Genomic DNA, 23,314 nt, shown 5'->3' on the forward strand with positions numbered 1-23,314 from the left:
AAAGAATTGAATTAACATTAAACTTCTATAGAATGCTATAGTGATGCGGTTTCGTAAGAAAAAACTGAAAATTTTGTAAAAAAATGAGAAATATTTATATTATTTATATAACTAATTATTTGGTGTAATACTCTAATTTTGTATCTTAGAAGTGGTATTCTGCCTTCCTTTCTACAAGTTCGAATTATAGTTTCAATTTATTACAGAAAAATAAAAGCCCAATTATATATAAAATATAATTGGGCTTTTAAAAGGTACTAAAAAATATATGATTTCTTTACAATGAATTAATGACTACTTTTACGATATCTATAAATTGTCCTGACCCTAATATAAAGCCAATTGCAAGTAACCCGCAAAGTGTCTTTAGGGAGAACTCGACAGCATCTACATTAGGCTTAGTTAAATTAATAAGTCCGCCTATTCCCATAAACAGTGTAATCAACCCAAGTATAAACTTTGTAATAGGATTTACTCCAGGTATTTCATTTCCTACAAATAGCTGAAAGCAGTAGTACATGCTCCAAATAAAAAATACTATTGTTGGAATTGTGGCTAGAATTTGAATACATCTGTCTTTTAAACTAATTTCAGTCATAAGTATCCTCCTTGAATCCTATATTTATACGTTTCTAATAGTTCTTCGGTAAATATCATAACTATTTTTAAAAATCTGCTTTCTTCTCATTTTTTTTATCGATTTCTTTAATTGCGTTTTCATTTTCTTTAATTAATTCATCAAAGTGTTCTTCCTTATTCTCTTCTATATACTTCATAAGTTTTTTAAATTCCATTAAAATCTCCTCTTGCCTTTGTAATATAGAAAGCACCTATTGAATAGGTACTCTCTAAATATATCTATTATTTATATATCACGCTATAAGAAATGTTTCGTTAGCCATTTCTTTAAGTATTTTTGCAAAGAGGTGATTAGTCTCCTCGGATAGCAACTCCTCTGTTTCTAGCAATCGAGAGAGCCTACTTATAAACTCTGTAGTATATAGGATCTTCGTATTTTCTAATTCATCCGGATTAAATAATTGCTAATTCTTCATAGAATGAATGAACAGCTGTACAAGCATCTTTTTATGTTGTGCTTCTGCCTTTTCATGGTACATCGTCATACCTAACCATTGACGTATAATGCGTTCAGCATCTCTTGCTTCTGTTATATCAAATCTAGATACAACAAAGGTTAGTTTGTTCCATGTAAGCTTTGTAGAATCATTAGAATAATTTGAAGGGAAAAAGAAAAAACTCTGCTGCGTAACTTTCTGTCGTTCCTTCATCCAACGAAATATCTCCTGCTTCCCTAAATGAACATCAATTTCCACGAAAAACACAGGGAATGGAGACGTCGTTTTTTCTTCATTTATTGTACAATCAGGTTTGAACACCAATTCACCAAGACATGCGTGATGTATTGGCTCCAATTCATCTCGATATACGCGAATACCATCTGTGTCATACCAGCCTTGTAGTACTGCCTCAATTTCTTCTTCAGATATAAGACTCGTATTCATTTCTTGTTGAATATAAAGTAGATACTCTAAAAGCATTCTTCTACCTTCTACTGTTAGTCCTCCTGGTGCATAGTCTCCCTTTTCTGTACGATCAAACATAATATAATCATATTCAACATGATTACATATGGAAAACAAGTCTGAATCCCTTTTATTTTCGTTTCTAAGGAGCGTTTGCAGGCTTCGTCTATTCATTACATTCCGATACCGAATATCGTTTCTAATCGAACGTAAGAAGCTTTTCCAGGATTGTAGATAAGCATAGTCCGTATACCCCTCACTTATTAGCTGGGTCAACATTTTATCCTCACCATTCATCATTAGGCAAGTCCAACATCCACTACGTGAGTTTGCAGCTCCACAAGCATTTCCCTGCTGCTTCCCACCTGTTTTTATGCCATATTCAAACATAGCTTGTCCATACTGTATGCTCATTTCTTCCACATCCACACCAAAAGGCAGTATCCCTCTATCTAAAAGTAACATCCATACTTCATCACCGGTTAAAAATTTAACTGGATTAAAGCAGAGGATATTCTTCATATCATTATGACGTGAAAATAAGGAATCATTACTTATCTCATGCTTTTGAATACTATGTCTTCTTCGAGCGCTCTCTTCATTACGAACGGCCAGCATAAGTACACCATCATATTCATCAAAGCATTCTACTGCAGTAGTAGTTTGAGAAGCTATTAAGATTTCTTTCATCTTTCGCTGCATCGGTTTGACCTTGAGAGAGTCAGTACACCATCTCAATCTACTGTTTCCGCTCGGTGGTAAAACGCCTCTGCCTATTACCTTATACCAATATGATTCTTTCATAAGTGGTTTCACACCATGAACGACAAATGGTAGGTTTTGCTCATTTGCATTCTCCTGGATCTTTTGTAATGTCCTTGAGATATAAGCCGTCATAGCAGGTGTTTCTACTCCAACTTCGGAAGTTAAGATATGAATTGGATTTGTACGTTGCTCTAGTGGTAGCTCAGCAATTGCATCCCATAGTAACGTCAACATGGCAGAACTATCTTTCCCCCCACTGTAACCTACAAAACAACAATCGCGAGATAAATAGACTTTTTTCATTTCCTCTTTAATTTCTTTATATATATCCATCATTATATTGTTATCCCCATAGCAAAGTATCATTTCATACTACTATGGAGCATGCCTCCTCTGTTTTTAGATAGAAAAAGAGAGTCCCTATTTAATAGGCACTCTCTTTTGTGTATATCCTCTATTTTTAATCAACTGTGATTTCATGTATATTCAACTTGTTTAACTTTTCCATATAAAAGCTCATTACTTTTTGAGCATGTTGTATAGCGATTAATCCATCTTGAACAGTAAGTGCTTCAAAATACGGATAACGAATGTCTGTAGCATAACCATTTAGCTGCACGCACTGTTCTAAAATCAATGAGAACTCCTCATCTAATTTCCGACACAATTTGTGCAGCATTAAAAGGTTATGAGTTTTAGGGACTGGTCTACCGTTTAGTGCAAGAAACCCTTTTAGAAGTTTTTCCACACATTGTTGACTATGATAACAAATAATTGCAGTAGGGAAAGGTTTCATGTGAGTTAAGTAACCAGCAGAATCTAAATCAGATTTTGCAATAAATACCCACTCTTTTAGATCCTCAGTATTTCTCATATAGGACCTTCCCTTCTAGTGCAATTTTGTGCTCCATGGTTACATTGCGATTAGCACGTTCTTGAAACTCTTCTGGTCCATACACTAAAATATCAACTGGTGTTTCCATTATATCGTAAATACCCCAATTAATACGGTTAATGACTTCCCTTTTTCTTGCTCCTACACCATCCACAACAATACAAAGATCAAAATCGCTATCTTCATTTGGTGTGCCATAAGCATGAGAGCCAAAAAGGATTATTTTTTGGACAGAAGACACGGTTTCACAAATTTTTTGTACTAATAGGTTTAATTCCCTTTGTACTTCTTCGTTAATCCGAATCACCTCTTGGATAATTGAATTATATTGACGTTTGATTATATTATACATACATTTCACTTCTCCCTGCTATTACATATTTATTTTTATATTTTTCTCTTGTTTCCCAACGTTCTGCAATGATTGATAACATTCGTATATCTGCTTGAAATCTTGTAAAAATCCATCGTCAGAGATACTATGAAATCCTTTAAAGTTCTTTCTACACCAATATAAAATGCTAGATTCATCCTTCGCTAAAAAAGAATCCGGATTGAAATGAATCAAAGCCTCTGCTAAACAAGCCAGAAGCAATGGTATCATTTCGGAATCTTGCTTTGATAAATCAAGTACAGATACAACGGTATACTGTTTATATTGGTAGTATTGTAGAATACCATTACACATGTTTGTTGGTGTTAAACTGTGTTGCAATTGAGTGGAATCTAATTGATACACTCTCATCTTGTCCCCTCCTATATCATTACCCCTCAATTGGTGCAGCTTTCATAAAAGCCTTTTGAGCCTGGAAAATGATATAGTGATTCGATACGGTACCTTCATCAAAGAGTTCGTTAACGAATTGAGCAACAGTCATGGCAGCGAACTTATTAGTAATAACGCGCTGTGGTTCTGAAGCAGCTAATTCGGAACAACTTAATTGACTTGGAGCCGTTTCTTTTTTCGTAAAAGCATCCGGAAATAAATCACCAAGTGGTGAAAGAATGACCTCGCCATTCAATTTAACTCCACATACTGCTTGTCCGTTATAACCACTGTTTTTATAATCAGCTATTTGTTGAGGTGTCCAATGTCTTTTATTTACTTCTCTCCAATTATCAGGAACGGTTACAGCTGTATTCCCTACATCGATGTAAAGAAGATTATCCGATTGATGGAAGAATTGATGAAAGACTTCACGAGAAAACATATTATCTACTGCCCCAATTACAATTGGCAGATACAAGTAGTCGTCTTTATGTTGTTTTTTTAATAAATCATATTTATTACCAAACAACTGCTGCATTGTTTCTATGTCTTCTATGTACTGTGACGTAAAGGAAGTGATAGGAACGTTATAGCCAGCTTTATATCGACGAGCCAGTACTTCTGCTTTGTATTTACCAACATCAGGTCGAATAAAGAGTTGATTTCCAAGGTTGTAGAGTAGGAAGCGAGCGCCTTGTCATATTGCTATGATAGGTTTCTCAAAACCCCTCACCGAACCGTACGTACTCCTCTCAGAGTATACGGCTCTCCATCAATTGCTTGTCAAAGTTATTTTTTTCTGTTTTTCGCTATAAGTTCTACTCTCATATCATAGTGAATTTCATTATGGCAATCCTCACATACGGCTAATGTTTTGCGTCTACGGGCAATCATTAATTTTTGCCATTTGGCTTTGCCTTTCTCAACATCTTTCATTTTTCGGACATGGTGCATTACTAAGTTAGAATCGGTTTTACCACAATGTTCACATTTGTTGGCTGACAACCTATCCATAAGACTAGTTGTTGACATATGAACTCTTGAGGCTAACAAGTTGTCGATGTTATTTTCTTGTGTTTTCATCTTAGTTATATCAACCGTTCTAAATCCTTCCCTGTAGAAAGAATGAGAGTGTTGTTTGCCTTTTTTATCTTTGTAATTGACTATGAATACACCGTTTTTGCAATATTTCCCCTTAATTTTTCCGATTGAGCTTTTATATTTATTGGCGAATGTTTTATACATGCTGTATTCTAGAACGTAACTGAATTTTTGGAGTACCGTTGAATTAACTGCATATTGGTAGTAGTTGTACATCCCTCTGATCTGTAATACATAATTATGTAGTATTTCCAAATCATCTAGGTGTGCCATTTCCGGTCTATGCTTTGGTTTCCAAGTTTCTTTCCCATTCACATACTTCATTTCTAAAACATTCAGGGCAAGTAATTTATTTCGCCATGCTTCATGGGGGATTTCAAGTCTTACTTTTAGATTGTGATGTCTTCTTTTTGCACCTTTCACCGAGTATTTGGTAAATAACTCGTTTCTAGTGATATTGACGTTGTATCCAAGAAATGTTGCTTTCTTGCTAGAGTGGGTGATAAGTGTTTTTTCTTCTGATAAAGTTAATTTTAATTCTTCATTGAGAAATTGAGCTATATCAGATTTAATGGCTTTGGCATCATCTTTACTGCCGATTATCATTACAATAAAGTCATCAGCATATCTAACATATTTTAGTGACTTAAATTTATCCGACATTGGATTGTAGTAGGGACGTTGTCCCCTTTCCTTAACCCATTCGTTGACTTGCTCGATTAATTCCTGAGCTTCATTGTGTTTACCTTGTTCTCTTAGTAAGTCTGCTTTCTTACGCCCTCTTTTTATTTTGAGGTGTAAGTATTGATATCTTTTATCAACTTCTCTGTCTTTTGGTTGACCTTTTCCGAACTTTTCAGCGTATTTTTCCATGTATATATCTAGTTCGTTTAGATATATGTTGGCAAGAAGAGGACTGAGAATCCCTCCTTGTGGTGTTCCACTGAATGTTTTGTGGAATTGCCAATCCTCCATGTACCCAGCTCTTAGGAACTTCCATATTAATCCGATGAGTGTTTCGTCATTGATACGTTTTCTTAGTAGGTCAATTAGGATATGGTGGTCGATATTGTCAAAGAAACCTTGAATATCACCTTCAATAAACCATTTAGTTCCATTACCACTCTTTTTAATTTGTTTCAAAGCTGTATGACAACCCCTATTTTTCCTGAATCCATGTGAGTTCTCAGAGAAGTTTGGTTCATAAATTGCTTCTAAGATATACTTTATTACTAATTGGACAAGTTTATCGTCAAATGTCGGTACCCCAAGAGGACGTTTTTTCTTACTCCCTTTTTTATCAATATATACTCGCTTAACAGGAGTAGGTTTATAGTTACCATTTTTAATGTTGTTGATGATTTTAGATACTCTATTTTTTGAGAAGCCATCAACAGTGTTATTTATGGTTCCTCTGGTCATATTACCTGGATTGGCATATATTTCTTGATAACCTTTATAGTAGAATTCTGGATTATAAAGATTTCTATATAATCTTTTGAACTTATAGTTTTCTTTAATAGTATTCTTCGACAAGGTGTTCAATACATAAACTGGATTTCTCATCAGCATCTCGCTTCCTTCCTGTTTATTATCATCATGAACTAATTGACTACCTTCCTTCGCCATCCTGATTTCACAACCATGACCTAACGTAATTTGTCATACGTTAGTGTGATAGGCTTTCCCTATCTCTGACTACTACGAAGGCTCCGTTACCATATGGAATATTCAAGAGCCACATTTCTTGGTTTTTACCTTGAAATCATCCTCTATAGCCATAAATGGCGCTTCCACTTAGGTAATCCCCATTTAGTACCTTGTAAATAGTTTGTAGTAATGTCGGTTGGGACTTTCAATCTTTACTAATGTACTTTAGTTGGTTCTCTAGTGTGAAACACACCTCTCTCCACAAAAAATAGATGAGCTGAACTAGAGACATATCGTTTCAATGTCTATTTCGATATGGTCGTCGATAAGACCCCTTGATTTATCCTTCACGCAGTTTAGCATTCAACCTTGTTTACCACGGTACACCTAGAAATTCAGTCGCACTCATGACATTAGAGTGACTTATCCCGTTGCAGCCATGCTACACTCCCCGTTCACTTTCGATTACGGATAAGGCTACCGGTGTCGGGTTGTTATCTTGTTTCACTTCACCCGCTGATTTACTAAATCAGAGTTTACAAGGCCCTTATGGGCGCACTTTTTCTTCAACCGTGTCTGGATCTGCAACTACAATTTCACCATCCAATTGAAAAATACTCATCATTTGAGCAATATGTTGTAAAATTAATCCTCCGTTTCCTCCAGCACCTACTAATACAATATGTGGTACAATCTTCTTTCCTTCTGCAATATCAATAACAATACTCATTTTTATAGCCCCCTATTTTTCTTTTGATAGTGTATTCTCTAAATTTCGTAGAAATGGAATCGATAAATTTGTAAGCCTATGCACGGTATACAAGTCAAATGAATGCATCACTAGTATCGATGCAGCATAAATGACTCCTACCTCTTGCACAATGCCTACAACATATTGAAGTAAATTCAACTGCACAACAAGCGTGTCTACATATTCTTGATGTGTGTCTAAATCAATATGAGTATTCTTCCTCTGTCCTTCTAATGCTTCATATATGTGATTCATCTCTAACTTGCACATAAATTGAAATAGCTTATAGTCATCATGCGATTCCTCTATTGCTTGTTTATTCTTTGTAAGAACTAACATGTATTGCTTTATCTTTGTAAACATTGAAACGTGAATTGTTTTTAATGTTGTCATAATAAAGAAAGAGACATAAAAATATGTCTCTTTTACGCCCCCTTGTGTATTTATTTTAAAAGTGTGATCCTACTTAAATCGTAATCTTGGCTTATCCCTTTTGTTGCATATTCTCCTGCAAATATAAAGTTAGGATTAATAGAATGAAATTTTCCATCTATACAAGTGCGTACTCGTAGTTCAGGGAAAACATCCTCTATTCTGCCAACAATTGCATAAAGAATAGGAGCCCGTTCACTTTGATCATCTAAATCACTTGGTTCAGCAGAGAAACGATGATGACTGTGTATCTCCATAACTTTCATAGCGATAGACTGCATCTCTATATTCGTTTCTGGGATTACAATTTCAGTTGCTATCTGCTGGCGTGGAAAGTCCATAAAATAACCACGCTCTTTATTGAAATAGACATCGGCATGCACTTCGCAATCACATTTACGAGAAATGGCCTGTGCAATAATAATAAAGTCCATTAATAAAGTTCTTGGAATAAAATCCCCAGGTAAAAAGTGATTCAGCCAAGTACTAAGAAAAGAAAAAGGACAATCTGAAATGGATTGTCCTTCTACAATACTTGCTCCTTTTGCGCCGACAGTTAAAATCGGAAGTAGTGCATTTGTATCCTCATCAAATTTAATGACAGTTAAGCCTTTTACAAATGAGGGATAGCGTTGCTCTAATTTTACGCGAATGTCCTCTGCTTCTATTTTTCTTACATCTGTGGAATCTCCATTTTGAACAGCAATTCCATGTGTAATTTCTTCTTCTGTAAACCAATCTACTAACGGTATATCTCCAAATACTACATGACGAACAACCGTTGTTGTATTGATTTTATCTAGACAATCTGTAGATTTTGAACCAGTAGCTTTCTTACTAGCCTTTGTCTTATTCTTTGCTTTTTCCTTTTTTTCTTCTTTTTTAGCAGCAGCTTGCTCTGAAGCAGGTTTTGTTACTGGTACCGTTGTTTCCTCTACTTGTTTTTCCATGTCAAATAATCCGAATAAGTTAGTCATTATAAAAATCCTCCTAGTATGTTTGCTTTTATATAGTCCTGCTATTTTCAAAAATTCGATGTACCTAATTACTGTCTGCCATTAACTTATTTTCCATTAAAGTTAATGGCCAAAGTGGTAAATCATTGACTCTTTTGCCATCTGAATTTTGTGTAATACCCTTCTCGTTTAAAAACTTAATAATTCGTTGTCTTTCTCTCTCAATTCTCATTCGTGTTTCATAATCTAAATACACCGTATTTCCTCCTAAGCATGTTGGATCCAATGTTTATAATCTAAACTCCAACAAAATTATTATTCTTAATAAATACTCCCCTGCTTCTAATAAACAATCACTCTAAAGAGCGTGTATTAAAAAGTCATTTCCGATTCCATTAAAATAGAATCATCAAAACTTTGGTTTTCAAATCGTTTAAATAGCTCTCCAACTGGTTCCATATGAGTATGTGTAAGGTCGTGATTAAAAGAACTTGCAAAGAATAAAACATGAAATGTTTCTAAATCTTTTAAAGTCCGGAATTCAGGTATCACAACTCTACCTGTACATACAGAGCCACTAGGATGAACATTAGAATATGGAAATTGATATAATTTCATTCCTTCTTCTAACTCCATATCTTCTTTTACAGCAAAGACAGAGATATTCGTAACTCGTTTTTGGTACACCGTATAACGAAATAATAGACGTGGAAAGCCTACTTGTTGAAACGGTCGTTCAAAAAAATGAATATCCCACTGAGCCTTTGGTACTTCAATCCAAACAGCTTGTTTATCTCCACTCTTAGATAACACCTCGTGTTTTATACAACCTTTTGGGAGTACGCCACTAGAGTAATGAGTATTATCTTGTGTACCCTGCTCCATAACTTCTTTTAAAGCTAAATAAAAGTCCTTAAAAGTAACGGCAGTTTCTCCACGAGATATTTTGTTGTTAAATTGCTGTATGGTTACAATTCCTTTTGGCTCTAAAGCATCAAATATTGCTACTGTCTTCATTTGTTGTTTCCCCCTGCGTATAGATTGCTTCCAATAAATCTAGTAACATTTCAAATTTATATGGCCCGTATAATGGTTCCTCGCCATAATAGAGATAAAGAGATTCTTCATTAATTTGGTAAGAATACCTTACTGGATAACAATCTAGTAATATTGAAATTTTTTCTTTATGCTTTGGTGATATGCCATCTATCGTTTCAGCTATAGCACCCCATATGTCCTCTGCTGCTTCCTGTATTTCTTTTAATGGTATGTCGAATAATGTGGAGAGCTTTTCATGCTCTTCTTCATCAATTGAAAAAGCTTCTAAGCCCATATCTTCGATCATGTCCGTACCCAATTCTTTAAATCCTTCTTCATGGTCTAATTCATAGATATTCTCTCGCTCTAAATACGACGGAGAATACTGTGTTACATCAATCGAAAGCGCATGCAGCCTTTTAAAGTAATGTAAGAAATGAAATTGACATGAATAAAATTTAGATAGATTTATGTTTAATAGGTTCATGGAAAGTAAGAAGATGACAATCGTATCTGTTGTTTCTATGTCCTCCCACCTTAGTGATTGGTTTTCATCTAGAAAATCCACACAAGTTAGGATTTTACCAATTGCTCCATGAGAGATTTTACTAAAATCTATCTCTATATCTTTAGAAAGGCTTTCTAATATATATATTTCCTCCTGATATCTTTGTTTAATTTGCTCCCAATTTACGATGCTATAAGTTTTGTTTAACTTAAGTGATAGTAAATAGTTTGACATCGCTATATTAGATGAATATCCAAATAATTTTTTCATTTTTAGTCCCTCTGTACTAACTTGCTATATTTTTTGTTAACTGTATCTCTTCAAAGATACGAAGTAACATCTCAATTCGTTTAATTGCTGGAAAATATGTATCATCATCATAGAAAAGGTAAAGTTTTTCCTCTTCAGCTTGGTAAAGCATACGTATATCAAACTGATTCTGGATTGAATGAAAGAAACTTTGATCCTCTATCTTGATATTAGAGAGCATTTCACCAATTGGACTCCATGCATTCTCAATAATGCGGTTTATCTCATCCATGGATATATGAAATAGATCCGAATATTTGATTAGAGTATCTTGATCGTCGCTATCTACCTCTTCGTGATGTAATTTCATATCTTGAATTAAGTCATCACCCCAGCTTTTAAATGACTCCTCACAATCGTATTCTTCGAAATTATCTTGTTCTAAATAAGTTGGGTAATAATCTTTTACCGGAATACCTAATCTATACATACGCATAAATATCTCCATAAGATACAATTGCGATGTATAGAAGCAGGAAAGATCAGTATCTAAAGATTTTTCCGCAATCATGATTATTTCAAGTAAAGTTTTCGAATCAATTAAACCAATTGGGAAATTGGAGTCTTCCTCTAAATAAGAAACAGAAGCCATTACTTGTTGAATGGATCGTTCTGAAATCTTACTGAAGTCTATTTCTCTTGAGTGCTCCAAACAATCTAATATGTAGATTTCTTCTTCATGTTTCTTATCTTCAAGTAATTCATGAAGTAAGTGAGCATTCTTTTGCATTTTTAACGAAAGTAGATACTTTCTTACTTTCTGGTGATTGTATGTAAATAATAATTTCATACCTGGTTCCCCTTCGTCTTTTCTCGAATCATTGCCGCAAGACGGATTATAATTTCATAATAAGAAAGTACCCATTCATCAAATGAGTACTGTTCAAAACCATCCTCTAGAAATTCAATCAAAATATGACTGGGATACGCTTCACTTTGATAGGTGTTAAACGAAAATTCATGTAACACGAATTGAAAATCAGATTGTGTTATATGTTCCGAGCCTATACATAAATAGTAACCAGCTGTATCGAAGTAACATCCTTCCGCAGCCATAGAACTAATATCCGAAGCGAAATTCGAATACATGTCTTCTGAGCTAAATAACGTCCCATCTAACAGGTCTTCTTCAGTTCCAAAGGCAAAGTGACAAAATATACTTGTTTGCTCGTTAAAACGCGCAAGCGACTCGAATAATAGTTCACTTGTGATATGCAACTTGTCCCTGTGAAAATCATTGATATTGATTAAGAATGGGATGTTATATTTACGAATTAATTTTTGTATGCGTAGTATCCGTATGTATACTTTCATCTCATTTCCTTGATTAAATAAATATCTCATCTTCTAGCCCCTGCTTTTCTACATCTTCTAGTTGTTCAGTGAAAAGATGTAAATGTAGCATTTCTTTTAATTCACAATCTGGACCATATATACGAAATGAATTATCACTATAAAACGTGACATAATGTCGTAGCTGCTCAAATTGCTTTTCAAATTCATCTATATGTTCTAATGGTATGTTTTCTAAATCAGGCATTTCGTTCGCAATAAATCCATTTATAATCAATTCAAAGGATTGACGAAGTTCTTGATTATTAGGAAGGACTTCTTTTGACTGTAAAAAGTCAAAGAAGTCACTGTGATTCATACTCATTTGGATGCCCCCTTACACGCGAACCGGTAGAATTAACTGCAGATTAGAGTGAGTTGTATCCTCTGCTCCCACTACCACGATAGGTCTCTGATTACTAATCATTTTTATCGCGATTGTTTCAGAAGTTATCGTTTGTAGTGCTTGTAGCAGATATTCCACATTACAAGCCAATGTAAATGCTTCTACTTGATTACATGGAATTTCTACACTTGCAGTACCTACTTGAGAATTTTGTGGTTTAAGATGGATGCTTTCTTTTCCTTCTGACGTAAGTACGATTAAGGAAGAAAATGCTGAAAGCTGCTCCAACGTATTTTTAAATTCTTCACGTGATAGTTGTATTTCACTTTTAAATTCGTCGGGTACCATACGTGCCGTATCGGGATATGTACCAGCTAGTAATCTAGACTGATAGATAATACTTTCGCCACGGATCAACAGCTGTGTATCACTAATGAGCTTTAATTGTAAATTTGTTTCACGATTAAAGAGCTTAAGAGCTGTTTTAAGAGACTTAATTGGTAACACGACTTCACCATCTTTTGCGATAGTGATCTTTGTACAATCAAAATGTAAACGGGCTAAACGGTGAGCATCAGTTGCTATACTAAAGAACTTATTATCAACTGATTTTAAGTTCACACCTGTTAGGATCTTACGTGTATCCATTGCAGGAATAGCATGTAATGTTCCGTTGGCCATTGATACAAATTGGTCTTGTGAAAGTGAAATCCAATCTTCCCCTGCTTCAATTTTAATTTCAGGATATTCTTCGTGATCCATGGTACAAAAGCTAAATTGTTTCTTCTTACTTTCTACAATTTTTAGCTCATTGTTTTTATGTTCAAGACCGATGAATTCACTTTTGAATTTCTTAATCGTTTTAAGTACCGGAGCAGCTGCAAAAAGCACCTTCCCCGGTTCAGTACAATCCCCACTGTTTACATTAAAGCGAGTTACTAATGTTACAGTTTCTGTACCGTCTGAACCCATTAGAATCATTCCCTTTGAATTACAATCCAATAAAACACCTTGTAATGCCGGCATTGGGTTTTTAACGTCTACAGTAGCACTAGCTTTCTCTAATTTTTCGATAAATAATGTACGGTTAATAGTAAATTGCATAATAAATCCCTCCAAAAAGTAATAAAAAAAGAACAGACCTCATATCCTGTTCATTCGTTTTCCTGCTATAAAACAAAGGTTTACGCGCTTTGTTGTTTTTTTAACTGTTCTATAAGTTGATGAATGGCTTCTGTATGATCATGAAGTAACCATTCTCTAAAGGACGTAACATCACCAGGAATAAGAGCTGATAACCACCGGTTAAGCTGTTTCTCATTTCCAGGACGAATATTCTTCGCTTCGTGAATCAACTGTAAACTAGTTAGAATTCCTTCTAAACCACCAATCGTCGTATCCTCAAATGTTCTCGCTTGCGCATTATAATTGTGATTATAGGCAAGTAGAATTTCCTTGGATGTAATACTTAATGGTTTTGCAAGCTCTTGTATGTTTTGAATTAGTACACCTAGACTTACTTGGCCATTCGATGGTTCCTTCATTGAACTTCCTTGTTTATGTTTTTGCTGTAACATAGTAGGTGGTATAAAATAATATCCTTTCTTTTGATAAGAAATATAGATACTATTTGGGCCATTACTACATGTAGAAAGTTCTACTTTAGTAGGTTTTACATTATAATACCGATAGGTAAGCCAATTCTTCAGCATTACCTGTTAAGAGTGGCTTTTCCCCCGGTCCACACCGTACGTGAGACTTTCACCTCATACGGCGCTCCATCTAATAATCAAATAGCATGAATTTTGTTCCTGAATCGTTTCAGTTTATTAATTTCCTTATTATTCAAGATGCTGCTCATATCAACTTCATTGTGTATTGCCTTGTGAATTTCCTTATCTACACAGGCTAGATTTGGCAGCTTATTGACTTCTTCTAACGGGAGATTAGGATTAATGTGATGAACATGCAGGTTGTGCTTCCCAAGTGGGACTCCTGTAATTCTACATTTTCCTCTATCTCTGTTGAACGCATATCCTCTATTCATAAAGTACTCAAAATTGTATCGGGGTGAATTCACAAGTTTTTTCCTGACTTTCTCAAGGAGAGAGAGGCTTGTAATTTCATCTAGTCTGACACTGAACTCCTTTGTTCCCTTTCTTCGCTCGATTAATTTACGTCCCGAAGGAGAGTATGGAGTTTCATTTTGAACCTTTTGTTTATATAGGTTTTCGTTCATCTTGGTTAGGTTTAAATGCATAATGCCAATGTAGCCAACTTCGGTTTTAATAGCTAAAGTCTTTTGTGTCCGTTTAGGGTATTTGTCCGCAAGGTTAATACACTTGTTGATAGGATGTAAGACCCCACCACGCCTAGATAGAAGATTAAAAGTCTTTTTTCTTAACTTATAACCTTCTCTATCCATTATGGGAGATTCGGTGGCATATGAATAATAATTTATTAATCCTCTAACCTTTGAGTTATAGGCTAAGATTAGCTGTGCATTACTCAGTTTATCGTGGCTTAATCTTTTGCCGAGAGAAGTGAGTGTGGCTCTGAGTTCTTTTACTTTTCTTTTAATCTTCTTATCAGAAGGAGTTATTTGGCTGATATATCTTGTCTTTTTATCCTTCTTCTTTTTTCCTTTTACACCTTTTAAGACTACCTTGTATTTGAAGCCAAGAAATTCTATTGGCTTATGCCTGATGTTGGTTATTCTTGTTTTCTCTTCGGATAGTTCAAGTTTAAGTTCTTTCTGAAGAAAATTCTTGATAACAGTCTTCCATCTATAAGCATGGGATTTGTTATTAGTGACTAGAACCCAGTCATCAGCATATCTGATTAGATAGCCTGGCTTAAGGTTAGAAGATTTTAAACCTCGTAATTTATGATCGTGTTTCGAATACTCATGTCTGGTTGTAAATTCTTCAAATTGCTTGGCAACCCATTTGTCGAAGGAATGTAAGTATACATTTGCTAAGAGGGGGCTTAATATGCCACCTTGGGGTGTACCATTGTCATTTCTAATGATATTTTTGAAGATTCCAGCTTTGAGGAATTCCGTTATTAGGCACAATATTCGTCTATCTTTGATTCCCATGCTCCATAGTTTTTTTATAAGAATCCTATGGTTTACTTTGTCGAAGAATTGACGAATATCACCTTCTACGATCCAGTGATACCCAGTGTTATGAACAAGGACTTTTACTCTTTCCAACGCATGATAGGTAGTTCTTTCTGGTCGAAACCCAAAGCTGTATTTGAAGAATTGTGCTTCGAGTACAGGCTCTAAGACTTGCTTCATCATTTGTTGAATTATCCGGTCTTCTATGGTTGGAATACCGAGAGGTCGTTGTCCGCCATTAGCCTTTGGAATAAACACACGTTTTATTAGGTGCGCCTTGAAATTTGTGAGTCTACCACGAATTAACTCGATAAGTTTTTCTTCGGATAGTCTGAGGTAGTCTTGGATTGTTTTTCCGTCTACCCCTGGAGTCATGGAGCCTTTATTGCTTTTTAGCGAGTGTATCGCAGTGACAATATTAGGTTTTGACATCGCAATTTCAAGGAGAGATGTGTGTTTGATTCTCGTCTTTTTTTCCATATGCTCTTTTGTTTTTGAGTACAGCTTGTCTAATGTTCTCTTTAATTCTGTTTCTGATTCAAGAGTATTTTCTAGTTTTCGCACCAAATTGCATCACCTCTTTTGCTGAGATTTTGCTCTAAGGTTTAGTCGGTTACTGTTACACATTCCTAGAATAATTTTGCCTTTGCATGATTATTAGACTTGGGCCCTTCCCTCTAGTTATATTACATAACCTTCTTTGGTACTATGACCCTACTGCCATTGGTGTTAAGGAACTTCAGTATTGTATGTGTAATACCTTATATCCACGAACCGATAATTAACCATCGTATGACGTTCTCACCAACTTCAACTGTTCCACATGTTTTAGCCTTACATATAGCCTTAGGACTCACCTTTATGCCGTCAGTTACTAATGAACTAATCGTAATTTGATTCATTAGATGAATAGGGTATAGTCCCTATCCGCAGATTTGATATACCTTATTATCATTTCCACAACTGAAAAGGTATGGTTTTACCTCCTCCATATTTCTAAGGAACGGATAGTATCGACACGTACATTCAGTGATTCGCCAGAATCTATGATTCATTCTATCCATAGCTATTTTATGGCGTCCCGATTACTTTTCTTACCATGTTCCCTGAGGAATTTAGGTTCGATTTTCACCGCCTTCAACGGGCTCATAACAATGATAGGGTTCTCTATTATTGCTATCCGTAGTATTAGACCTTTTCAAGAGTTTACGATGTTCTTGCAAGACTTACTTCCGAGTCTTGATAGTCAAACATGCAGTTAGAACATTTTATAGTTCCCTCGCTTTTATATAGTGTGTTTCCACAACTTTTTGTGCGAGAACAGTTCACACAAGGTATCTTCCTACGCCCCAAAGCACAGCAGCTCTTTTTAAACTATTTGAAAAGCCACCTTTTACAGAACTATAGTCAGATTCTTCACTTTGAATCGGCTACACTAAGTTGGACAGATACTATAAGGGCTAGTAGACTTAACATACTAACCTAAGGGAGCGTGCTACTATGTCACGTCAACGTCGAACTTTTACACCAGAATTTAAACTTCAATTAGTAAAGCTATATGGAAATGGAAAGTCCCGTGCAGATATCTGTCGAGAATATGAAATAACGCCTTCTGCGTTGGATCGCTGGATTAAGAATCATCAAGAAACTGGGACATTTACTGCTAAAGAAAATCGGACAGAAGAAGAAAATGAGTTAATCAGATTACGTAAAGAAAATCAACGTTTAATGATGGAGAATGACATTTTAAAGCAAGCAGCGCTGATCATGGGACGAAAATAGATGTGATCCGAAATAACACTCACAAATATTCAGTATCAGCAATGTGTAACGTCCTTAACATCGCCAAAAGTACCTACTACTATCACGCCAAGCCGCGTGAACAAGACGCACATGAAAAAGAAGACGTTGAGCTTTCCAACGAAATAGAACGACTCTTTAAAGAAAGCCGTAGTAACTATGGTACTCGTAAACTCAAAGTAGAATTAAAGAAACAGAAGATGGTCGTTTCTAGACGTCGAATCGGTCGAATTATGAAACAATTAGGACTTGTATCAAATTATACGGTGTCACAATACAAGCCGTATAAACAAACCTGTAATGAAGCACCAATCAAAAATGAGTTACAACGTCAGTTTAAACAAGAAGAGCAATTAGCTGTAGTTGTCAGTGATTTAACATACGTCCGTGTTGAAAAAAAATGGCACTATGTATGCTTATTTGTGGACCTTTTCAACCGAGAAATTATAGGTTACAGTGCTGGTCCAAATAAGACAGCAGACCTTGTGTATAAAGCATTAGCGAGTATTAAAGGAAATTTACATAACATCAAGATGTTTCATACAGACCGAGGAAAAGAGTTTGATAATAAACTGATTTCAGAGGCTTTAGAAACATTCAGAATTCAACGATCATTAAGTATGAAGGGCTGCCCCTACGATAACGCTGTGGCCGAAGCGATGTTCAAAGTGTTTAAAACAGAATTCGCAAACGGAGCACACTTCGCTTCTCTTGAACAGCTCGCTCTTGAACTTGATGATTATGTTCATTGGTTTAACAACATTCGAATTCACGGAACACTAGGCTATTTAACGCCAGTGGAATATAAGAAACAGACCTTATAAAAATTGTCCAGTCTAGTGTTGACATTCCACTTCCATCCTCTTTTGATATCCAACGTTCATTCAAAAACACTGATATGGTACATTTTGTTGCTTTCTCACCCCATTTTTCATACGACACCTGCCAGTTATCAATACCAAAGACTTCATCAAATCGGTCCTGAATGGCGCGTGCGTCAACAAATGGAGCTACAAACGCAAAAAAATGACCTTGGCTTTCAAATGTATTTATAATTTTCCATCCTAATTGTTCGACAGGAAATTCAGCTTGTAAACTTTCCATTATATTTGTCATAATAATCCTCCTGTATTACTTGTTATTTCGAATCTGGGTGTTTCCACTCTTTCTTTCGAAATTCATCAATCATTTCACCTATAATTCCTCTGTTTTCATGAAGCAGCCAATCCTCATAGGAAGTAATATCTTTTCCTGATTGAATGGATAGACGCTTATTCAAATCCTCTATACTTTTACGACTGATATTACTTGCTGCATAAATGAGACTTAAACTTACTTTCAAATCTCTTAAATCAGAAATGGTAATATCCTTAAATGTCGTAGCTTTCGTATTGAAGTTTTGATTGTGCGCTTGCAACATTGATACAGAACTGATCCATAAAGGATTAGCTAGTTCTTTAATTTCTTTAATAATGTCATGTAAATGAGCATCATTTTGTAATTTCCTTTGTGATTTTTCCATGACTAAATTCATGATGTTTCCCCCTAATTAATAAAATAATTGCCTAAAGTGCTGGCTATACAATAACTCCAAACTTGAAGACAACACAAAAAGGGCTTCTTCAAGTCGATTAAAAATGTGTATAGCAAAATAAGCTATATATACACTAATCGGCTCAAAGAAGCCCTTTCATAAATGAAACAAGACGCAACTTGCTTCTACAACTCAACCACAACACAATAAGGTGTGGGAATAAACGGAATCAATTAAACAATAAATATATCTGTATATTAAACTATCTTTATTTTTAATGCAAGTAAAAAAGAGTGAAACAACCGTATCACTCTTTCATCCAAAGTATATTATTTGCTCCAAAATTCATTATAATACCAAGCTCGATAAGAAATATGTTCTGATACATCCATTATTTTCATACGTCTTCTATGATTTTTAGGATGAACAGGTATACTATATATCTTCGCATCGTCTGGTTTCGTCAAATCTTCTACTTCAATTTTTACAACTTTTTGTCCAGTGATAATATAGATATTTAATTTCCACTGGATAAACCAGCATTTCTACACCATATAATGTTACTCAAGTGAAAATAAAGTTGTTTAAAATACTATGTTAAATCTTTACAATATATCATTAACTTATGAGATACTAAAAATAAACCGTAATAAAAGGAGTGTTAAAAATTTTGAAATCAATTAAAAGTTGGAAACTAAGAGAATTTAGACAAAGTAAATCATTAACAATACCTCAATTTTCGAACGAACTAAACTATAACCCTACTCTGATAGGAATGTATGAAAGGGGTATAAAACGTCCTGATAGTTCCTTCTGGGATAAGTTGAATAACACTTATAATATGTCTCCTGATTATTTTATGCAATAATACCTGACAATAAAGTCGTTTAATTACTTCTGTAAATTAAACGACTTTATTATGTTTTAAAGAACTTTATTATTTATATACATAATGCGTCTTTTGCTTCATTATGATTATATAAATGTATATAAATTGTAAGTTATATGTCCAATTTTTTCTGTACTTATTTCATTTTAGCTTCCATAATTTATGTATGTAGTGCATTCTTATCAATTTTCCCCATTACTTTAACTCGTAGGGGCATTAACTTTAGAACTCTACTAATGGATAAGCAAGTTAATAATTGTACTTGAAAATGGAGTGATACGATGAATAAGACGTATGATGTCATTATTACCGGTGCTAGATGTGCCGGCTCTACCCTGGCAATTTATCTTGCTAAGGCAGGTTTCCATGTGTTGTTAGTGGACCGAGCGAATTTTCCAAGAGACACATTATCAACCCATACCTTTTTCAATAATACTGTCGCTCTTCTTCGAGAAATCGGTGTCATGGACAAGTTATTGGAAACAAAAGCACCGCCGGTACGGGATATTAAATTTCAATTTGAGGATACCGTGATAGAAGGTCTCATGCCTGAGGTTTACGGAGAGGAAAGTTGTTATAGTATTAGAAGAACTTATCTCGATCATATTCTACTTGAACAAGCCAAATCCCAAATGAATGTAACTGTTTTAGAAGGATTTCGTGTGACGGATGTCATCCGTGATGACGAAACTGTGATAGGCGTAAAAGGTTTAGACGGCGACAACGAGAAACAAGAATTTTTAGCTCGCCTGGTAGTCGGGGCAGACGGCCGATCCTCTATTATTCGCAAGCTGGTAAAAAGTGAACTCAAAATAAGTATTCCGGCAACAGTCGGCATCTATTTCGGGTATTTCTCTGGATTTCGCCACGATAATGTCCCTAAATTTGAAGTATACAAGATAAAAGATAATACAGCCATTCTCTTTCCGACGAATGATGATTTATATGTAATTGTCGGCATTTTTCCATTAGAAAATAAGGAATTGATAGAACAGTTAAAATTAAATCCGGAAAGCTGTCTACTCAATTTCTTTACAGAAAACTTTCCAAATACAACAATTGGGGAGCGCTTGAAAAATGCAGAACTAGTAGAACCGGTCAAAGGCATTCTCGGATATGATAATTACTGGTATAAAGGAATGGGAAAAGGATGGGCGTTGGTTGGAGATGCAGTTTGTTTTAAAGATCCTGGCATGGTGCAGGGTATCCATGATGCTATATATGGAGCACGTATATTATCTAATATTCTATCAAAATATAAGGCACAATCCGATCAATCAAATCAAATGTCTGAAGAATATCAAAAGGCAATAGAAGATGAGTTTATGGTTCGGTTTCACATGGGATGCCAAATTTCGAAGAATGAACGCATATCTGAACAACAGGGTGCTGTCAATAAGCTAATCAGTTCCCATCCAGAGGCTATAGAGAAGTTTTTAGGGATTTACAATTATGCAAACGAGCCCGCTGCTTTAGAAAAAGAACTCGCACGAATTATGCAATAGATCTAACAATGTGTTCAGTGACAATAAAGTTGTTTAATTTTAAGTCTAAGAAATGTAATAACCACCTACTAAATTAACTTGTAGGTGGTTTTAAAGTTATTTAAAATTAAATTTAATTGTTGTAGCCTGTAATTTATAAAAATAATAAAGTTGGTTAATTCTTCTTCAACTAATGCCTCTTATTGAAAAAAGTAGCTTGCTCCATTTACTAAATTTTCATCCTATTTTACATATCTTAATCTGCCTCAACATCTTTTTCACCTAAATTTTGAACAAATCTTAATAGATAACCATCAGGGTCCATAATTAAAAATTCTTTTTGCCCCTTTAATTTAGTATCAGCTCTATACCAATTCTCTTGAATACCAAATTTAATTGGATACTCGTTCTTTTTCAAACTATTATATAGTGGATCAATATCATTTATGATAATTTGAAAATTAATTCCTCTTCCGTAGGGATAAGATAACTCCCCAGTACTCCAATGACCATTTACTTCTTCAATCATAATCTGGCAGTCATTTAAAGACAGTAAAGCAAACTTATCCTCTGGTCTTTGATATTCAATTTTAAACAGGAGAATTTCCGAATAGAAATTTAAACTTTGCTCTATATCTGAAACTGATAGCTCTGGTATTAATGCATTGAGTTTGTGCAAAAATGCTTCCCCCTTTGTTTAAGTTATTGATTATTATAACACTTACTATAAATTCTTCTTCCATTAAACTACTTCGTTAATCCTAAAAGAAGTAAACAACTTAATTATTTTTTAAAGGACTTTATTATAAATTAAACAACTTTATTATCTCTACACACTTTTAGATGGTACGGCATACGACCATTGCTAAAAATATCCCCTACACAAATTGTCCAAAGACTTGTTTCTATTTCAGTTATACTATTCATTTTATATTCTCCTCTATAAATTAATAAAAAAGACACTGAACAAATACGTCCAATGTCTTTTTCCCTCTTATATACTAGTTAACTCAAAGTATAATTTTTCCGGTTTTCCATACATGTTAATTTCATTTTGATATACGACAGCTAATTGCTGAGACATCTCAATGCTTTCCACATAGGATAATGAAGTGGCTGCTTCTATTTTTTCTTTAATCTCATTAGGAATGGCTGAGTAAGATAAGCTATCCATTTTACTTCCTAATTTAGTATCTGTAGCAGCTTCATAATAAATTTCGGTAATTAAGACCTCATTATCATCTGGATCATACATATATCCTCGGTTAACTGTAATCATATTGTAGTGCTCCTCTCAGTTTTACATTTTCTAATTCCTTGTGCTTTTAGCATTGCAACAAGTTCCATACCTATATATAAATCCCATATTTTCTATAGTTGCATTCCATTCTATATCTAATGTACTATGTCTCTTTTATGAATTGTTCTTAAAAACGGAGAGTTCAGAAATTCTTAACAAAAGTAGGATATGATAAAGCCTTGGATTTGGTAGTAATTTCTTACCGCTTTTAATATTCGTTATTCTCTAAGTTCGTTTTTTTACAGTGTAATAGCATAGGCACAGGAGCCTTTTTCAAACCTGAATGTATCAAGATCTTTATCTATACGATAGAAAACATTCGGTTCATGCTCTGAAACTACTGCAAAATACATATAGACTGTCCCTTTACCTAAATATTCGATTCTCTCAATTGACAAAGAGAACATATCCCTCATAAGTTGTTTACAATATAAAATCTCTCTTAATTCTTTTTCAACATTCATAATATACACCTACTTTATTAAATTTGTGGTAGTAAATTTGCTATAACACATGGGAAATGTACAATCTTTTGACGATGATAGATTTCTTCTACGGTGTCATAGATTGCTATATGTCCATAATCTACCTTTACTCGCTCATGCAAATCTAATCGTTTTATATTAACGTACTCTACTTCACCATAATCACTTTGCGCTTCCATTAAATAAAATCCTACTGCTTCATATGGACTATTGGCTGCAATAAGTGCTATAGCTTGATTTTCCCCGTAACTAACCTTATAAAATTTCATTAATAGTTCCCCTCCCCAAATAGAAAAAAGTAC

The 23,314-nt window shown here is 34.6% G+C and carries 26 protein-coding genes and 4 pseudogenes; 3 read left to right on the top strand and 27 right to left on the bottom strand.

Annotated features, from left to right (window positions below; translation table 11 throughout):
* Positions 1–277: 277 nt before the first annotated feature.
* The 21 genes and pseudogenes from QCI73_RS29320 to QCI73_RS29420 all read right to left on the bottom strand — a co-directional run.
* Positions 278–598, bottom strand: coding sequence for a hypothetical protein (locus tag QCI73_RS29320; RefSeq protein ID WP_061531286.1), 321 nt, complete (start codon positions 596–598; stop codon positions 278–280).
* 67 nt (positions 599–665) lie between these two features.
* The gene (locus QCI73_RS29325; protein WP_256943800.1) at positions 666–794 is read right to left on the bottom strand and encodes a hypothetical protein; all 129 of its coding nucleotides are present in this window, start codon (positions 792–794) and stop codon (positions 666–668) included.
* A gap of 78 nt (positions 795–872) precedes the next feature.
* A pseudogene (locus tag QCI73_RS29330) lies at positions 873–2,645 on the bottom strand (phosphoadenosine phosphosulfate reductase domain-containing protein).
* Positions 2,646–2,769: 124 nt separating this feature from the next.
* Positions 2,770–3,183, bottom strand: a complete 414-nt coding sequence (locus QCI73_RS29335; RefSeq protein ID WP_200730789.1) for a HEPN domain-containing protein — start codon at positions 3,181–3,183, stop codon at positions 2,770–2,772.
* Positions 3,170–3,556, bottom strand: a complete 387-nt coding sequence (locus QCI73_RS29340) for a nucleotidyltransferase domain-containing protein (RefSeq protein ID WP_000282335.1) — start codon at positions 3,554–3,556, stop codon at positions 3,170–3,172. The genes QCI73_RS29335 and QCI73_RS29340 overlap by 14 nt, the downstream gene beginning before the upstream one ends.
* 21 nt (positions 3,557–3,577) lie before the next feature.
* The gene (locus QCI73_RS29345; protein ID WP_353824152.1) at positions 3,578–3,949 is read right to left on the bottom strand and encodes a hypothetical protein; all 372 of its coding nucleotides are present in this window, start codon (positions 3,947–3,949) and stop codon (positions 3,578–3,580) included.
* Positions 3,950–3,968: 19 nt separating this feature from the next.
* A pseudogene (locus QCI73_RS29350) lies at positions 3,969–4,646 on the bottom strand (ubiquitin-activating E1 family protein); the annotation flags it as partial.
* A gap of 116 nt (positions 4,647–4,762) precedes the next feature.
* A complete protein-coding gene (locus tag QCI73_RS29355) occupies positions 4,763–6,640 on the bottom strand; it encodes a reverse transcriptase domain-containing protein (RefSeq protein ID WP_353824157.1) in 1,878 nt (625 codons plus the stop codon).
* A 631-nt stretch (positions 6,641–7,271) separates the two neighbouring features.
* Entirely contained in the window at positions 7,272–7,454 is a 183-nt protein-coding gene (locus QCI73_RS29360) for a ubiquitin-activating E1 family protein (protein WP_000029266.1), read from the bottom strand.
* A gap of 12 nt (positions 7,455–7,466) precedes the next feature.
* On the bottom strand, positions 7,467–7,868 hold the full coding sequence (locus tag QCI73_RS29365; protein WP_061531289.1) for a hypothetical protein: 402 nt from the start codon (positions 7,866–7,868) through the stop codon (positions 7,467–7,469).
* 50 nt (positions 7,869–7,918) lie between these two features.
* Positions 7,919–8,884, bottom strand: coding sequence for a hypothetical protein (locus QCI73_RS29370; RefSeq protein ID WP_353824153.1), 966 nt, complete (start codon positions 8,882–8,884; stop codon positions 7,919–7,921).
* 64 nt (positions 8,885–8,948) lie between these two features.
* On the bottom strand, positions 8,949–9,119 hold the full coding sequence (locus QCI73_RS29375) for a hypothetical protein (protein ID WP_353824154.1): 171 nt from the start codon (positions 9,117–9,119) through the stop codon (positions 8,949–8,951).
* Between the two features lie 116 nt (positions 9,120–9,235).
* Positions 9,236–9,880, bottom strand: coding sequence for a hypothetical protein (locus QCI73_RS29380; RefSeq protein ID WP_353824155.1), 645 nt, complete (start codon positions 9,878–9,880; stop codon positions 9,236–9,238).
* A complete protein-coding gene (locus QCI73_RS29385) occupies positions 9,858–10,679 on the bottom strand; it encodes a hypothetical protein (RefSeq protein WP_328006393.1) in 822 nt (273 codons plus the stop codon). Before QCI73_RS29385 ends, QCI73_RS29380 begins: the two co-directional genes overlap by 23 nt.
* Before the next feature lie 16 nt (positions 10,680–10,695).
* Complete coding sequence (locus tag QCI73_RS29390; RefSeq protein WP_071741293.1) at positions 10,696–11,508, bottom strand: hypothetical protein; 813 nt, start codon at positions 11,506–11,508, stop codon at positions 10,696–10,698.
* Complete coding sequence (locus QCI73_RS29395) at positions 11,505–12,062, bottom strand: hypothetical protein (protein WP_071741294.1); 558 nt, start codon at positions 12,060–12,062, stop codon at positions 11,505–11,507. The genes QCI73_RS29390 and QCI73_RS29395 overlap by 4 nt, the downstream gene beginning before the upstream one ends.
* Positions 12,046–12,375, bottom strand: coding sequence for a hypothetical protein (locus QCI73_RS29400; protein WP_071741295.1), 330 nt, complete (start codon positions 12,373–12,375; stop codon positions 12,046–12,048). The genes QCI73_RS29395 and QCI73_RS29400 overlap by 17 nt, the downstream gene beginning before the upstream one ends.
* 12 nt (positions 12,376–12,387) lie before the next feature.
* Positions 12,388–13,500, bottom strand: a complete 1,113-nt coding sequence (dnaN, locus tag QCI73_RS29405; protein ID WP_071741296.1) for a DNA polymerase III subunit beta — start codon at positions 13,498–13,500, stop codon at positions 12,388–12,390.
* 80 nt (positions 13,501–13,580) lie between these two features.
* Entirely contained in the window at positions 13,581–13,940 is a 360-nt protein-coding gene (locus QCI73_RS29410; RefSeq protein WP_261729359.1) for a hypothetical protein, read from the bottom strand.
* 245 nt (positions 13,941–14,185) lie between these two features.
* Positions 14,186–16,084 carry a group II intron reverse transcriptase/maturase gene (gene ltrA, locus QCI73_RS29415; protein ID WP_002019929.1) on the bottom strand — a complete coding sequence of 633 codons (1,899 nt, stop codon included), beginning with the start codon at positions 16,082–16,084 and terminating at the stop codon, positions 14,186–14,188.
* Positions 16,085–16,851: 767 nt separating this feature from the next.
* Positions 16,852–16,941, bottom strand: a pseudogene (locus QCI73_RS29420) (Rad52/Rad22 family DNA repair protein); the annotation flags it as partial.
* A 79-nt stretch (positions 16,942–17,020) separates the two neighbouring features.
* Here QCI73_RS29420 and QCI73_RS29425 point away from each other — a divergent pair.
* A protein-coding gene (locus QCI73_RS29425) for an IS3 family transposase (protein WP_085964333.1) occupies positions 17,021–18,144 on the top strand; the annotation gives its coding sequence in 2 pieces (ribosomal slippage) (positions 17,021–17,267 and positions 17,267–18,144; 1,125 coding nt in all).
* A 28-nt stretch (positions 18,145–18,172) separates the two neighbouring features.
* Here QCI73_RS29425 and QCI73_RS29430 read toward each other — a convergent pair.
* Together QCI73_RS29430 and QCI73_RS29435 are read right to left on the bottom strand one after the other, a co-directional pair.
* Positions 18,173–18,436, bottom strand: a pseudogene (locus QCI73_RS29430) (Rad52/Rad22 family DNA repair protein); the annotation flags it as partial.
* A 22-nt stretch (positions 18,437–18,458) separates the two neighbouring features.
* Positions 18,459–18,854: a hypothetical protein gene (locus QCI73_RS29435; RefSeq protein ID WP_071741299.1), complete on the bottom strand. Its 396-nt coding sequence runs from the start codon at positions 18,852–18,854 to the stop codon at positions 18,459–18,461.
* Positions 18,855–19,512: 658 nt separating this feature from the next.
* On the opposite strand from QCI73_RS29435, the gene QCI73_RS29440 reads away from it, so the two are divergent.
* Entirely contained in the window at positions 19,513–19,722 is a 210-nt protein-coding gene (locus tag QCI73_RS29440) for a helix-turn-helix domain-containing protein (protein WP_261729362.1), read from the top strand.
* A gap of 302 nt (positions 19,723–20,024) precedes the next feature.
* Entirely contained in the window at positions 20,025–21,248 is a 1,224-nt protein-coding gene (locus QCI73_RS29445) for an NAD(P)/FAD-dependent oxidoreductase (RefSeq protein WP_071741302.1), read from the top strand.
* A gap of 235 nt (positions 21,249–21,483) precedes the next feature.
* Here the strand turns inward: QCI73_RS29445 and QCI73_RS29450 are convergent, their stop codons facing one another.
* The 4 genes from QCI73_RS29450 to QCI73_RS29465 form a co-directional block, all read right to left on the bottom strand.
* Positions 21,484–21,906 carry a bleomycin resistance protein gene (locus QCI73_RS29450; RefSeq protein ID WP_017762468.1) on the bottom strand — a complete coding sequence of 141 codons (423 nt, stop codon included), beginning with the start codon at positions 21,904–21,906 and terminating at the stop codon, positions 21,484–21,486.
* Between the two features lie 315 nt (positions 21,907–22,221).
* A complete protein-coding gene (locus QCI73_RS29455; RefSeq protein WP_061139871.1) occupies positions 22,222–22,506 on the bottom strand; it encodes a hypothetical protein in 285 nt (94 codons plus the stop codon).
* A 260-nt stretch (positions 22,507–22,766) separates the two neighbouring features.
* Positions 22,767–22,991, bottom strand: coding sequence for a hypothetical protein (locus QCI73_RS29460; protein WP_270394019.1), 225 nt, complete (start codon positions 22,989–22,991; stop codon positions 22,767–22,769).
* Between the two features lie 17 nt (positions 22,992–23,008).
* Positions 23,009–23,281: a hypothetical protein gene (locus QCI73_RS29465; protein ID WP_071741303.1), complete on the bottom strand. Its 273-nt coding sequence runs from the start codon at positions 23,279–23,281 to the stop codon at positions 23,009–23,011.
* Positions 23,282–23,314 lie beyond the last annotated feature (33 nt).

This window comes from Bacillus cereus group sp. MG16, from assembly GCF_040459875.1.
Lineage (GTDB): Bacteria > Bacillota > Bacilli > Bacillales > Bacillaceae_G > Bacillus_A > Bacillus_A paranthracis.

Excerpts from the sequence above, each read along its gene's own strand:
- QCI73_RS29370 (WP_353824153.1), bottom strand. The coding sequence starts at position 8,884 with ATGACTAACTTATTCGGATTATTTGACATGGAAAAACAAGTAGAGGAA.
- QCI73_RS29355 (WP_353824157.1), bottom strand. The coding sequence starts at position 6,640 with ATGAGAAATCCAGTTTATGTATTGAACACCTTGTCGAAGAATACTATT.
- QCI73_RS29400 (WP_071741295.1), bottom strand. The coding sequence starts at position 12,375 with ATGAGTATGAATCACAGTGACTTCTTTGACTTTTTACAGTCAAAAGAA.
- QCI73_RS29335 (WP_200730789.1), bottom strand. The coding sequence starts at position 3,183 with ATGAGAAATACTGAGGATCTAAAAGAGTGGGTATTTATTGCAAAATCT.
- QCI73_RS29465 (WP_071741303.1), bottom strand. The coding sequence starts at position 23,281 with ATGAAATTTTATAAGGTTAGTTACGGGGAAAATCAAGCTATAGCACTT.
- QCI73_RS29360 (WP_000029266.1), bottom strand. The coding sequence starts at position 7,454 with ATGAGTATTGTTATTGATATTGCAGAAGGAAAGAAGATTGTACCACAT.
- QCI73_RS29395 (WP_071741294.1), bottom strand. The coding sequence starts at position 12,062 with ATGAGATATTTATTTAATCAAGGAAATGAGATGAAAGTATACATACGG.
- QCI73_RS29325 (WP_256943800.1), bottom strand. The coding sequence starts at position 794 with ATGGAATTTAAAAAACTTATGAAGTATATAGAAGAGAATAAGGAAGAA.
- QCI73_RS29380 (WP_353824155.1), bottom strand. The coding sequence starts at position 9,880 with ATGAAGACAGTAGCAATATTTGATGCTTTAGAGCCAAAAGGAATTGTA.
- QCI73_RS29455 (WP_061139871.1), bottom strand. The coding sequence starts at position 22,506 with ATGATTACAGTTAACCGAGGATATATGTATGATCCAGATGATAATGAG.
- dnaN (WP_071741296.1), bottom strand. The coding sequence starts at position 13,500 with ATGCAATTTACTATTAACCGTACATTATTTATCGAAAAATTAGAGAAA.
- QCI73_RS29435 (WP_071741299.1), bottom strand. The coding sequence starts at position 18,854 with ATGAATTTAGTCATGGAAAAATCACAAAGGAAATTACAAAATGATGCT.
- QCI73_RS29340 (WP_000282335.1), bottom strand. The coding sequence starts at position 3,556 with ATGTATAATATAATCAAACGTCAATATAATTCAATTATCCAAGAGGTG.
- QCI73_RS29345 (WP_353824152.1), bottom strand. The coding sequence starts at position 3,949 with ATGAGAGTGTATCAATTAGATTCCACTCAATTGCAACACAGTTTAACA.
- QCI73_RS29385 (WP_328006393.1), bottom strand. The coding sequence starts at position 10,679 with ATGAAAAAATTATTTGGATATTCATCTAATATAGCGATGTCAAACTAT.
- QCI73_RS29445 (WP_071741302.1), top strand. The coding sequence starts at position 20,025 with ATGAATAAGACGTATGATGTCATTATTACCGGTGCTAGATGTGCCGGC.
- QCI73_RS29460 (WP_270394019.1), bottom strand. The coding sequence starts at position 22,991 with ATGAATGTTGAAAAAGAATTAAGAGAGATTTTATATTGTAAACAACTT.
- QCI73_RS29320 (WP_061531286.1), bottom strand. The coding sequence starts at position 598 with ATGACTGAAATTAGTTTAAAAGACAGATGTATTCAAATTCTAGCCACA.
- QCI73_RS29390 (WP_071741293.1), bottom strand. The coding sequence starts at position 11,508 with ATGAAATTATTATTTACATACAATCACCAGAAAGTAAGAAAGTATCTA.
- QCI73_RS29365 (WP_061531289.1), bottom strand. The coding sequence starts at position 7,868 with ATGACAACATTAAAAACAATTCACGTTTCAATGTTTACAAAGATAAAG.
- QCI73_RS29410 (WP_261729359.1), bottom strand. The coding sequence starts at position 13,940 with ATGAAGGAACCATCGAATGGCCAAGTAAGTCTAGGTGTACTAATTCAA.